Below are 13,282 nucleotides of genomic sequence, written 5' to 3'. Positions count from 1 at the left end.
ATATTATGGTAAAAGGGAGTGCGATGCCATACTCCCTTTTACTATTAGAATATCAAAAAGAGATTCTACTAATCGTAAAACAGTATATCTATCTGATAAATCACCATTAGGGTTAGCCGCCAAGATGATATCAAATGAAGCAATCTTTTCCTCTTTCATATCCAGGAAATAGAAAGTGTTGCTGACTTCATGAATAGTAGCGGCTTCGGGTACAACATATTTCAGCATGTACACTCCAATCCCGGCACTTTTCTCTATACTATATGTGGCATCATTCTTCCGGGTTGCTTTATAACTTATACCATCCAATGAACAGCTTTCAAAACCTTCAGACTTGCCGTTTATCATTTTCTCACGTTGACAGGTGAAACTCACATTTCCTTTGCCACCCATGTAAGGCAAGGATACTTTTTCTTCCGCAAAGGCAATCTTGTATGAACCGTATTCTATAGTAGCGGCATCCTGATTTAATTCCACAGTTCGTGTTTCAGTAGCAGTGTCATCCTGTACAGTCAGTACAATCTTTCCCTTTTGCATTTCCTCAGTCTCATTTTCCCTGGCGGTAACTTTCAACAGCAAACCTGCATCTGTCTGTGATGATTCAGACATAAAATGTTCTCCTTTCACACTTGCCGTAACCTTTGCAGGTTCCGTTTCACCGGAAGGTTTGCCGTCCCAACAGATTTCTTTGCTGGTAGACACAGTGATGGTTCGGGTTTCCCCCAATGCGGTAAATGATACAGGAGAAGCAGCGTCAACCGTAATGATTGAAAGTTCAATATCCGTTAACCACGGACGTGGTTAAGTATAGTCACCTTAGTGGTTAACTTTAACTACCATCGTGGTTAGACTTAACCACCAAGGTGACTAAGCAATTATAACCTATAAAAAGTAAGAAAAGAAAAGGGAGAAAACAACTAAGAGACAGGGAAATATGCACACAATAGACTACCACCAACCCGATGCACAAGCCATGCAGTTGCTTTATAAGAACGAACGTTAGGGGTTGAATGATGAAAAAGAGGAGGTATTGCGGCAAAACAACACCAAATTTGAGTAAATTTCGCCTTTGGAACAGTTATTTAAATGTCACTTTTATTCCGCCACTACAGAGAAGAGGGAAGAATGGATGACCGCCCATGAAAATTTTCAATCACCTGCAAAGACATACACGTGACAGGCTGTCAATCAATAAGATGAATTGATTCGGATGTATTCTTCATAGACTGAATATTTCCCCAAAAACCAGCAACAAAGGTACTTTGCATTATACAACAAAGTTAAAATAATTTATTTTTAAGTATCCATTAGTGAGAGCAATGCCCTCACTGACACTGATGCTACCACCACTAATAAACATCTCATTATAAACAAGTTAGAGTAAAAGTGAGGGCATGAGGGCATTTTCGCGTCCAACTTTCTATTGGTTAATTGCAGTCATTGTTCAGATGTACTCCTGCCATCAGATTTTTTCTCCGTAGATGTGAGTATTTCTATCAAACTTCCATTCCATTTTCCCCCGTCAACAATCAGTTCTTCCCCACGGTATATACGGCATATCCTTAACTCAATCCTGCCGTGTTCCAAATATACTTGTACAAAGTACCTCGCATGGCCTTGCCGTCAATGCAAATGATGTCAGTTGCCGAATCGGATATTTCCTTGCGGAAAACCTCTGCAAAAGCAGACATTCAATCAGCCATCTTTTCATCGTCTATGCTTTGGATACACGGCAAAGCGTAGCTTCCGAGTGTAACCCATACGAAAATAGCCCTTTCGCCTGCAAGCGTTTCAAGTGATGTTTGCCAAATTCAAGTATTTCAGCTCTGGTAATACACTTACTGAGCCTCATCAATATGATAAGCATGAATATATCTTCAAGTTTGTGTTTGAAATTTCCCCTGCTCGTTCTGCGGTATTCAGGGATTGAGGATACAAATATTTTCAAATGAATCATGAGGCTGCCACGAAGGCACTTAAAGTGTTTCTTTTTTAGTAGTATTATGTATAAAAAGTTGTATACCAATAAAATAAATCATATTTTTACTATTACAAGAACAAAGGAAGAAGACAATGCCAACATCATATTGCTATTAAATTCCGCCTATAAAAAATTAAAAAATAAACGATAAGAAGAAACACCTAAGGCGGTGCTTCAGTATCGCTGTGCGCGAATGTAAGGCTTTTTACAACAATAACAAGCGATGAACAATATTTCTTAAATGAAGCCGTGACCAACAAAGACATAAATCACGTCCATAGTTGTAATTTGCTTTCAAATTGCTATCTTTGAACCATTGGAAACAATGATATTGCCGTACAGCATGGTCAGAAACTGTTGTGATTTGCTTTCAAATTAGTATCTTTGAACCATTGGAAACAACAAGGAGAGTAGAAGCCTCCTGAGCAGACATGTTGTGATTTGCTTTCAAATTAGTATCTTTGAACCATTGGAAACAACGTAAATGCCTGAGGGAGACTACGGGAAATGTTGTGATTTGCTTTCAAATTAGTATCTTTGAACCATTGGAAACAACGTGTAAATGAATTGCAGGCTGATATCTTAGTTGTGATTTGCTTTCAAATTAGTATCTTTGAACCATTGGAAACAACTGAATACATATTACAACCTAATTATCAATTAGTTAAGCATGTATTCAGAAATTAAAAACGAAATTGTTTTCTAATAAGAAATCCCGTTTGAAACGGGATTTCTTATTTTTAAAATAATTCCAATTGCTGTCCCGGAGTAGTTACACCTTGTAATTTCTTTCCATAAAAAAGTTCAATAGCAGCAAATTGTTTATCAGTGATACACATTATTCCCACTTGTCCATATTCAGGCAAAAAAGATTTAACTCTATTTATATGAACAGTTGCATTCTCACTACTAGCACAATGACGGACGTAAATTGAAAACTGAAACATTGTAAAACCATCCTTTTGTAGATTTTTTCTAAAATCAGTATAAGCTTTCTTGTCCTTCTTAGTTTCCGTTGGCAAATCAAATAATACTAGCACCCACATAATCCGATATTCACTAAAACGGTCCATTATCGTTCTGGATAACTAATACGACGAATTTCTCCACAAAAACATTTATATAGAGAAGCTGTGGTCTGAGCGACAGCTACCATCAACGGACTACGCTTACCACCAATACGTACATCCAGTGTAGGAATAACAAGCAAACGTGATTTTATATCTTTTGTTAAATCCAAATCTGCACCATACAATTTCACTAAACCGAATACTAATTCATCGACATAAGGCCGATATGGCTCCATCAAATCATCAGCCAAACAATATGCATTATAACGATTATGATGATGAATCCCTAAGGTAGGAAGCAACCCACTTGTCACTAAAGCACGAGCAACGATAGCACGAAGTATAGCATAGCCATAATTCAATAAATTATTAGGAGAAATCCCTTCTCTGTCACGAGTAAAGCCAACAATATCTGCAAACAAATTTTTCCAATAAAAAGCTGCCGCACGTGCTTCCAAATTCTCTGGATCACCACTCTTCACTTCATTCGCCCAAATTCGCATACATTTCATTTCTTCACCTACACAAACTCTCAATACAGATGCTTGGTTATCTATTTTAGTCTTAATTGTTTGCTGCCAAAGTTGCTTTTTCAATGGTAATGATGCGCCCAATTGTTGACGAAAACGTTCATTCTGAGTCGTATTTCCATACAAAGGAAGCATCAATCCCACAGGCATACTTTTACTATCACAAGTAATAACAGCACAATTATTCTCCAATAGAGATTCCAACACACCGGAAGTGATAGTAATTTGCTTATGATCCAATACTACAATGCCTAAGTCTTCAATCGGTTTTGTTATTTCCGATTGCTCTTTGAAAGAATCCGGCAGAGAGGTACTTTTCTCAACTTCCGGAAGCTTGATAACTAATTGGTTATTCCTCAATGACAAATAAGCTGGATTTCCAAAATAAAGTGTTTTCTTTATCATAGTATCGTATTCTGAAGGTTTATATATTATTTTTTATGTAAACTACTTGATTCTAAGATATTTCCTAAACGATCAACTTTTATAGGCATACATATTTCTTTTATCATTTCATCTGTCCATGCCTTTTGAGCCTTATTATTACTACCCAATTCTATTGTTTGTAAAATAGGATTCGCTATTCTCGCAGGTATAAAGTGTCCTTCATTTCCCGTACAACTTACCATCTTATAAATCCTTTCCTTATCCAAAGGTTGAGCAACCACGCCATTAGCTAATTCATCAGTAGTAGGAAGATAAACCAAATCATTAGGTGACAATACAAAAATAGGGTCATTACCATTCTCTTCTTCTGGCGCAACAGATAAACCTTGTTTTTGTCGTTCAATTGCAACATTCAGTGGAATGGTAGCATAATTTCTTTTCTTTATTATAGTATTCGTCTTTTCATCTAGAATATTCGACTCATATACAGCAAAAAATAAATTTGTTCCTTTCGCAGCCTCTACAAATTTAGAAGATTTATTACCTGTTTGACCTACTGCAAATTTATCAGCCTGTTCATACCAACGAACTTTAATGATAGGCTGATGATACTTTCCATTATTCAACTGAATAATATTACGATTCATTTCATCAATACCATCCGGTGAGAAAGCGATATCCGGATTATTATCTTTCAATTCCAAATGACGTAACAATATCTTTTGGATACCCGTATCAGTAATATTATTTTCTATTTTCTTTCTATCAAAACTAGTGTCCAACGGTTTTCTAGTAGCAAAGAATCGATCTTTAGTATCTTTACTAAAATAGTAAACCGTTATTTTAGAAAGATTTATATCACTCCAAGTTTCCCTATTATCTTCAAAGTACTTCTTTATTCTCTTCGCATCAAATCCTAAATTCAAAAGTTCCAATAATTTTCTCTTGAAGTCTTTCACAACGATGCTTTGAGGATTTTTCATTGCTTCATTTAAAGCTACAGTCTTTATCCTACGCAAATTAACTTCTCCAAATACCGTATCTTTATGCATGGATTTACGTATAGCCCAGCTATCCCCTTTTTCCTGTTTCACAAAGATCTTTTTACCTTCTTCATTGTAATGCAAGAAGTGATTGGTCGCTTTATTTATAACACGCAAATTTTGCTTAAAACTGACTATTATATCTTCCAATACCCCATGTACGTCTTGGGTAAACGATGCCCACGGTTTTCTGATCACCCATTTATAGTTACCGTTATCATCAGTCTTAGCTTTATCACACAGCAGTCTCTGCAAATCATATCGGGATAATTCAGCCTTAGCTGTTGCCGATTCATTATTTAAATAATTAATAATATTTCTATTCGCACACGCTATTATTATGGCATCCATTGCATGATGACGATGATCAATTCTTTTCTTATTGAAACCTTTTTGCAATTCCAAAGGCATTGCCGGAATCTCATGATTATTGAGACTCATAGTGGTAAATTTGTTTGTACCGGTCAACTCATTCAGACGTTGGAAACGAGGAAGTATAATTTTATTCCAAACATCATTCACTCCCCAATCTTTCTTCAAACGATCCGTAACTCCTCCGGTGCAAGGAATCACATTCTTTGATATCGCTTCTTCCTCTCCTTTTTCTCTAACAATATTGGAAAGGAGTGACTTTACAACTTTACTGATGTACCTACTATCATTCAACTGCCGGGCAACAAACTCCTCCGGAATATCATCCACCAAAAGTTTTTTCATTTTACCACGAGTACGCGAATAGTTATCTTTCACAAACTGCTCATATTCATCCACAGTGAAGATCTTTACTTTTTTCCCGAAAGGAAGCTCCACTATCTCCCCATGATGCTTCACTATAAACTCATGTCCCAATAAATTGCTTTTAAGCTTATTGACTTCCGCTTCACAAATCACCTTGTTACTAAAAGAATCATCAAAATAGCGTGATTGGGGAATGACATGCTCTATTTCGTATGCAGGTGTAAACAACTTACCCAATGGAATCACTTCACCGGTATAAGGAGAACGGTACTTCTGTTCCAGCCAAAGCTTGTAACGCAAAACTTCTGACCTTGAAGGACGCTTCTTCAAGTCGGTTTCTGTAAACTTTTTCAATATATCCGATATTTCCTCTGGTAAATTGGAGACACTATTTAAAACACCCTCTTCATAAATACGCAAAATATCCTGCTGACTTGGCGAATAAGGACGAACATTTTCAACCTCATATTCAGGATTCAAAAATTCCGTGAGCAAATACTTGATACGCAAGTTGGTATTCTCATTTTCGGATATTTGCTGTGTCATTTTCCTCCGTTTGTCAGCCGGATTCTTCATCTCACGCCCTAACTCCACATGTATTTCATCAATATTTCCCACTTGCTTCCAAATATCACGAACAACACGTAGTGTTTCAATAATAATCTGCTCGACTATCGGATTACGCAATGAATGTTGCTTAAAAGACTTTAAATACGAATCAATATCAGCAGGAGATTCCCATTTGGCTATTTCTTTCGATTCTGAATGACGGCCATAAACAATGTAACACACTAACCAAAGAGGCAAACCTTTGAATTCTGAAATATCAGCAAGATGAATTGCTTTCTCCCTTACTCTATTTTCTATTTTCTCATCATATTCTCCCGTTATTATCTTATCCATCCGTTCACGCGTTCCTTTATCTATGGAATCCTCACTCCAATATTTTCCCATACGCATTAAAGGCAATAACTTTTTAATCGCTTTTGCCGAATAGGAACCATATTCCTTCTTAAAAGATGGGAATTTCTGGAAAACATCAACAAAAGAAGCATTCAGGTTGTGTTTATCCGCAAATTTCTGCAAAGCTTTTACTATTTCATTCTTATCTTCAACCGAATATAATATATGCCATAAAGCCTCCTCATTCTCTTTTGTCAAGAATTCAATAGAAATATCACATTTCTCCAGCCTCGCCAACATCAATGAACGGGTTTCATTACATGGATAAGATTTGTCTTGCACATAATTCCAACGATAATTCTCTACCTCTTTTTTCAGTCCAAAAGGCGGATATTTCAGAAAAGCCTTTTGATCAATTTCTTTTTTACCATTCAACCAGTCAAATAAAGCAACGTAATCTTCTTCAGTCTTCAATAACTCATTTGTAACATCCACATCTTGTGCCAAGCCTTTCCTATAAATACGCAGATTTACTATAAACTGCCACAAACGAAATTCTTGAAACAACGGATGTGATTTAGCAATACATTTTACAGGAAAAAATTTTATCTCTCCTGTTTCCTTATCAAGGCAATGGTTCTCCTCATAAGGACAATTGTCTATTAATGATTTTTTGCTTTTAAGAGGACGCTGATAAAAGAGTATATCCTCTAAAAACAAATAAGTAAAATCCCGATTACCAATATTATTCCGATGTGCTTCATTTATTGTATATAGTTCTTCAACACAAGCAGCATATAATGCTCTATCTTGCAATTCCGGATGGAATTCCTTCTGTTTATCCAAAATCAGTTTCAACTCTTCCTTATAATATTTACGCTCAATGGTTCTCACCAATCTTCCACGAATTTTCTGACTAGGATTTCCTAAAAGCGTATCATAAATATAGGTACCTACAGTCTTATGAGTCTGATCAATATCCGCTTCCGTTTTCTTCTTAACCAATGACCAATCATCTTCTTTAGGAGCACGAAATGAACGCTTTATATTTCCTTCCTTATCTTTTTTAGGCGTTCCATCCTTCTCTAAATCCGTAGTTACAATAAACTCTTTAGTTTTGCCAACCCAATCAAGCGGCATATTACTCGTTCGCCGATATATCCACCCATTTTCCAAATGTACATTATACCAAGTATCCTTTCCTTTTTTTTCTCCGGAATCTTCTACTGCAATCACTTTAAGAGCATAGAACTCAACCTGCTTATTCTTGTTTTCCTCCTCTTCCTCACCACGCAATTGATAATATCCGCGCTTTTGATTAAAATTCAACAATATCCAAGCTAATTCTTCTTTTGAGATTTTAGAAGTCAGCCCTTTTTTACGGAGATAGTAGATAGTCCAATCATAAGGTACTTTTTTATCATCCGTTATCAGATTCGGATGATTTAGTTTAAAGTCCTCCAACATTTCTTTAAATGAATTTTGGAATATAAATTCAAACTGACCTGCTTCATTCTTACGCCAAGCCAATTTAGGTTCCTTATCTTTGACTATTTTACCATATCTATCTAAATCTCGAGCAAAATGAGAGGGTAAAAATCCTAGAATATCAAGGATTCTATGTAACCGTTCTCTACGAAGCAGATATCGTTCGCTTAAACGACGAATTCCACGCAATCTGGTTCTCTCGGCAGTTTGAGATATGGAATTACCTTTATTAAAATCTCCTATCATAGCTGCATCCATAGGTATGATGCGACTTCCAGAAGCCTGTATCTTAACCAATTGTTCACTTCCATCATCATTGATGTTTCCATTCACTACTGCCCAACCTATGCTATTGGTACCTAAATCAAGTCCTACTATATTTTTCATAATACAACAATTCTATCAAAACTCTTCAAAGTTATCCAATTATTCCGATTAATACTTGTTACTTACGTATTAATTTCATAGTTTTGCAATACTAATTTGAAACAAGTCACAATAAGGATTATTCCGTTGTGAAAACATTCAGGTTGCCCTCGTCCTCTAACGGGGGCTTTTTTATACTCATTCTTTAATAGATATTTGCCATACTGACTAACGGTTCGTATAATTTTTCTATGTCCTGCGCATCCATTTCTATCTCCACTTGGTCACCTGGAATAAGGGTTTGTCCCTGCGGAAACAAGTTTTTACGATTCCGGTATATGCTACGAATGATACAATGATTAGGTAAAGCCAGTGTGTCCACTTCCTTTCCGTCAAAATAAGACCCGTCCATTATCTCGACAAAAAGATGATAGCGGCCACCAGCCTCTTCGGGAAACTCCGGATTATGGCTACGGAACATCCTGTCATACAGCAATACATTATAAGGTTTTATCTGTAACAATTCGGTGAAATAATAAGTCAATCCACCTACCACAATGGAAGGATAGAACACCTCAAAATGACCGGTAATCTCCGTTATCAGGACAATAGCAGTCAAAGGGGTACGCACCACAGCCACCAAAAAAGCCACCATCCCGATCAGCATCATATAACTCACATTCTCATACCCTATCCATCCACGCTGTACCAATACCAACCCAAAGATTTGTCCCAATAATCCTCCCGTAACCAAAGTAGGAATGAAACTGCCTCCCGGCAAACCCGAAGAAAGAGAAAACAGCGTAAAAACAAAATGAATAAGCATCATGATAGTAAGCCACCGGATATCATGAGTTCCATTCATTCCCTGCATCATCAAAAACTGCTCTCCGCCACCTGTCAGATTCGTCTCTGTTAACGAAATGGCATAAGCTATGACCAATAAATACAACATCTTGACAGGAATGGAGAGTTTCATGGCAGGCATCCTTTCTTGAAAAAAAGGAACAATGAGCGAATAAAACTTTGCAATGACAGCCATAAGGGCGGCTAAGATAATATAAAGCTCCGCCTGACGGATAAAAGATAAACCGGGAACGACCGCACTAATCAGATCATAAGGAGTTGTGGGGAACATCCAACTGGCCACTCCTCCGGCTACCACACCGGCCAACAAAGTAGTAATGGCGGTTTTAGGCGCATCAAAACGCTCAATGGATTCTATTACCAGCAAAGAAGAAGACAACGGAGCGGCAAAAGCGGCAGACAAACCCGCACCGGCTCCGGCAGCCAGCAATTGTTTCCGTTCCCCTTTCAGAATATGTCCCCAACGGGAGATAAGTGTCCCTATATAAGACCCTATCTGAACAGACGGCCCCTCACGTCCCAAGGACAGCCCCGCACTGAGAACCAACACCCCTCCGCAGAATTTGGCCACCAGTTCCTTAAAAGGATGCTCATAACGGATACGACCGTTGTTGGCCGCACGTGTCTGAGGAATCCCGCCTCCGGCTATCAATGGCATACGTTTTACCAAAGAGGCGACAAAGATCAAAATCCCCCATAAGATAAAAAATAACAATACATGCCAATACCACGGATAATGCGCTATGAAAAAAGTTTTCCGCACATCAAAGAAATACCAAAGAAGATAGTGATAAGGCACAGCAACCAGTCCCGTAAGCAGCCCCACGAATATGCTCACGAAATACAGACGGGCATCAATCAGCTTCAGTTTCCATATTTGCCATTTGCGCAGATTGCTCCACTTCTTCCACTTGTTTTTCCATTTCTCCAGTTTCATATCCGGAATAAACAAATGGAAAAGAGAAGGGTTTATTTAAACAATGGCTTTAATAGTTCCGGTATTTCTATTTCATTTGCTTTCAACGCTTCCAAACATTCACGCCCTTTATCGGATAAAGTAAAATGCATCTGCCGTTTATCCTTATCCCCCAAATTACGGACGATTAATTCTTTCTCTTCAATGGAACGGATGACTTTAGAGGTATGCGAAGCAGACAAGCCCGTTTTTTCCGATATCACACTGGCCATCAGCGTATCGCCACCAATGCAACAAAGTGCCATTGCCTCATTCAATGACACACCATATTGTTCCATCAAGCGGGTTTCAAGTTCAGAGAGAGCCTTGAACAGCTCTCTCATGACACATATTGATTTTATTTTCTCCATGCAAATTTAAATAAACAAGTTCACATTCGCCTGTTCGGCACGGTTCATATAGGTTGCCACTCCGCCAATAGTCACATGATCCAGCAATTCCTCACGCTTCACACCCATTACATCCATCGACATCTGGCAAGCAATAAATTCCACTCCGTTCTGAATGGCTTGAGTACGCAGAGATTCCAGTGAGTCGATGTTTTTCTTATTCATGATATATCGCATCATCCTGGCTCCCATTCCACCCATATTCATTTTAGACAATCTCAGCTTTAAAGAACTGGAAGGCAGCATCATGCCGAACATCTTCCCCCAGATATCTTTCTTCACCGCAGGCTTATCCAGTCTTTTGATAGCATTCAGCCCCCAGAAAGTAAAGAAGATGGTCACCTTTTTTCCCGTAGCCGCCGCACCGTTTGCGAGTACAAAAGTAGCTAAAACTTTATCCAGGTCATCACTGAACAGAATAAAAGTTTTCCCTTTATCCTCCCGGCAAACTTCCGAGGAAGAAGATTGCGGAGTATTTTTCTCAACAATTACCTCATACTTTCCTACTCCTGATTTTACTGAGACAAAACGGTTCCCGGTAGTCTGGCACCATGCTTCGGCATCGCGGGGAAAACCGGCATCCGTAGCGACAATCTCCAGACGTTCGCCATCCGCCAGTTCTTCCATACTCTTCTTCAGCTTCATGATAGGACCGGGACAAGATATGCCACAAGCATCCACTTTTATCGCTTTCATAGAAGGAATGACGGAAGAGGCAGACGAATGACACATACTTGAAGATCCGGAATCCGAGAAAGCTTCCGGTTCGGGCAGAGGAGCCGTTGCCGCTTTATACAGTTTTAAACCTCCTATTAAATTCTTTACTTCCCCAAAACCATTCTGCAACAATATATTAGAAGCCAGATACCCTCTCAGCCCTACTCCACAATACAAATAGACCGGCTTATCCTGAGGAATCTCTTTCATCCTTTCGCGCATATCATCCAAAGGTATATTGACAGCCCCTTTCAAAGCGCCGAGTGCAAATTCATCAGGAGTACGGACATCAACCAACGTAACTTTACTCAAATCGGCAGCCTGCAACTCACGCCAATAAAGAGGCTGCATCTTTCCGTTCAGTATATTTCCAGCCACATATCCGGCTACTGCTACAGGATCCTTTGCCGAAGAGAAAGGAGGAGCGTATGCCTGCTCCAAAGCCATCAAGTCATAAACAGTTCCGTTATGCTTAATCACTTGCGAAAATTCATCAATACGTTTGTCCACTCCGTTATACCCCACAATCTGCGCTCCCAGTAATTTCCCGTTCACGGGAGAGAAGGTTATTTTAATGGACATCTGTAAAGCATCGGGGTAATATCCCGCATGGGAACCGGAATGGATGGTTGCCGACAAATAATCAATGCCCGCCTGTTTCAACCGCTTTGCCGGAAGGCCCGAAGCAGCGACAGTCATATCAAAAACTTTGGCAATGGAAGTACCGACAGCCCCTTCGTATGTAACCTTATTTCCATAGACCATGTTATCTGCCACAATACGCGCCTGACGGTTGGCCGGACCTGCCAGATAATTCAACCACGGCCTGTCAGTCAGTGGATGACGGAACTCGATAGCATCACCCACCGCATAAATATGCTCATCGGAAGTCTGCAAGTAATCATTTACCTTAATACCGCGCATCTCCCCTATCTCCAGTCCGGCTTCTGCCGCCAACGAAGTATTGGGGCGTACCCCGATGGATAATAACACCATATCGGCCGGCAGTCTCTCGCCCGATTTGAAAACAACCTCCAATCCATTGGCCGTGCGTTCGAAAGAAGCCACCGCCTTTTCCAGATGGAGGCGCACCCCTTTCTGCAACAAATGCTCGTGCACCAACGATGCCATAGAGAAATCGATAGGAGCCATGACTTGATTTGCCATCTCGACAACCGCCACTTCCGCACCGGCTTCCTGCAAATTCTCCGCCATCTCCAACCCGATGAATCCGGCCCCGATGATTACCGCCCGTTTCACCTGATGCTGCTGCAAGTAACTCTTGATGGCATCGGTATCATTCACATTACGTAGTGTAAAAATTCCTTCATTGTCAATGCCCGGCAAGGGAGGACGAACAGGTGACGCACCCGGAGAAAGCAATAATTTGTCATAACTCTCCGTATAAGTTTCCCCGTCCGAAGTGCGAATGTCCACTGTCTTCTCGGCAGGATGGATGGCCATTACCTCAGACCGGATACGCACATCAAGGTTGAAGCGTTTCCCGAAAGCCTCCGGAGTCTGTACAAACAATTTCTCCCGCTCTGCAATCACACCTCCTATATAATAAGGTAGACCACAATTGGCATACGAGATGTATTCTCCTTTCTCGAACAGAATGATTTCCGCCTGTTCCGTGTTTCTTCTGATACGTGCGGCAGCAGTTGCACCTCCTGCTACGCCTCCTATTACTATATACTTCATAATTGAACTATTTTATTTGATTTAATATTTTCCAATGGAAATCTTATGCAAACATACATGATATTTTTTATAATAAAAAGTTTCCTATGGAAAATGTTCTCAGATTAACTCTTTTTAAGGAGA

8 protein-coding genes are annotated in these 13,282 nt (G+C 39.3%); all 8 read right to left on the bottom strand.

Annotated features, from left to right (window positions below):
• Window positions 1–3: 3 nt before the first annotated feature.
• The 8 genes from ACYQ0C_RS07610 to ACYQ0C_RS07575 all read right to left on the bottom strand — a co-directional run bounded on the left by ACYQ0C_RS07610 (window position 4) and on the right by ACYQ0C_RS07575 (window position 13,159).
• Complete coding sequence (locus ACYQ0C_RS07610) at window positions 4–726, bottom strand: hypothetical protein (RefSeq protein WP_244964578.1); 723 nt, start codon at window positions 724–726, stop codon at window positions 4–6.
• Between the two features lie 836 nt (window positions 727–1,562).
• Complete coding sequence (locus tag ACYQ0C_RS07605) at window positions 1,563–1,691, bottom strand: hypothetical protein (protein WP_257205110.1); 129 nt, start codon at window positions 1,689–1,691, stop codon at window positions 1,563–1,565.
• Between the two features lie 1,030 nt (window positions 1,692–2,721).
• Window positions 2,722–3,054: a CRISPR-associated endonuclease Cas2 gene (gene cas2 / locus ACYQ0C_RS07600; RefSeq protein WP_005848349.1), complete on the bottom strand. Its 333-nt coding sequence runs from the start codon at window positions 3,052–3,054 to the stop codon at window positions 2,722–2,724.
• Window positions 3,054–3,986, bottom strand: a complete 933-nt coding sequence (gene cas1, locus ACYQ0C_RS07595) for a type II CRISPR-associated endonuclease Cas1 (RefSeq protein ID WP_016276743.1) — start codon at window positions 3,984–3,986, stop codon at window positions 3,054–3,056. The genes cas2 and cas1 overlap by 1 nt, the downstream gene beginning before the upstream one ends.
• Before the next feature lie 26 nt (window positions 3,987–4,012).
• A complete protein-coding gene (cas9, locus tag ACYQ0C_RS07590) occupies window positions 4,013–8,527 on the bottom strand; it encodes a type II CRISPR RNA-guided endonuclease Cas9 (protein WP_016276744.1) in 4,515 nt (1,504 codons plus the stop codon).
• 184 nt (window positions 8,528–8,711) lie between these two features.
• The gene (locus ACYQ0C_RS07585; protein ID WP_016276745.1) at window positions 8,712–10,310 is read right to left on the bottom strand and encodes a ClC family H(+)/Cl(-) exchange transporter; all 1,599 of its coding nucleotides are present in this window, start codon (window positions 10,308–10,310) and stop codon (window positions 8,712–8,714) included.
• Between the two features lie 32 nt (window positions 10,311–10,342).
• Entirely contained in the window at window positions 10,343–10,672 is a 330-nt protein-coding gene (locus ACYQ0C_RS07580; protein ID WP_016276746.1) for a helix-turn-helix domain-containing protein, read from the bottom strand.
• Window positions 10,673–10,705: 33 nt separating this feature from the next.
• On the bottom strand, window positions 10,706–13,159 hold the full coding sequence (locus ACYQ0C_RS07575; RefSeq protein WP_016276747.1) for an FAD-dependent oxidoreductase: 2,454 nt from the start codon (window positions 13,157–13,159) through the stop codon (window positions 10,706–10,708).
• Between the last annotated feature and the right edge of the window lie 123 nt (window positions 13,160–13,282).

This window comes from Phocaeicola sartorii JCM 17136 = DSM 21941 (genome assembly GCF_054653615.1).
This window is presented reverse-complemented; position numbering and strand designations above follow the sequence as displayed.

Bases quoted from the DNA above. Each gene is read 5' to 3' on its own strand.
- cas9 (WP_016276744.1), bottom strand. From the start codon at position 8,527: ATGAAAAATATAGTAGGACTTGATTTAGGTACCAATAGCATAGGTTGG.
- cas1 (WP_016276743.1), bottom strand. From the start codon at position 3,986: ATGATAAAGAAAACACTTTATTTTGGAAATCCAGCTTATTTGTCATTG.
- ACYQ0C_RS07605 (WP_257205110.1), bottom strand. From the start codon at position 1,691: ATGTCTGCTTTTGCAGAGGTTTTCCGCAAGGAAATATCCGATTCGGCA.
- cas2 (WP_005848349.1), bottom strand. From the start codon at position 3,054: ATGGACCGTTTTAGTGAATATCGGATTATGTGGGTGCTAGTATTATTT.
- ACYQ0C_RS07580 (WP_016276746.1), bottom strand. From the start codon at position 10,672: ATGAGAGAGCTGTTCAAGGCTCTCTCTGAACTTGAAACCCGCTTGATG.
- ACYQ0C_RS07575 (WP_016276747.1), bottom strand. From the start codon at position 13,159: ATGAAGTATATAGTAATAGGAGGCGTAGCAGGAGGTGCAACTGCTGCC.
- ACYQ0C_RS07585 (WP_016276745.1), bottom strand. From the start codon at position 10,310: ATGAAACTGGAGAAATGGAAAAACAAGTGGAAGAAGTGGAGCAATCTG.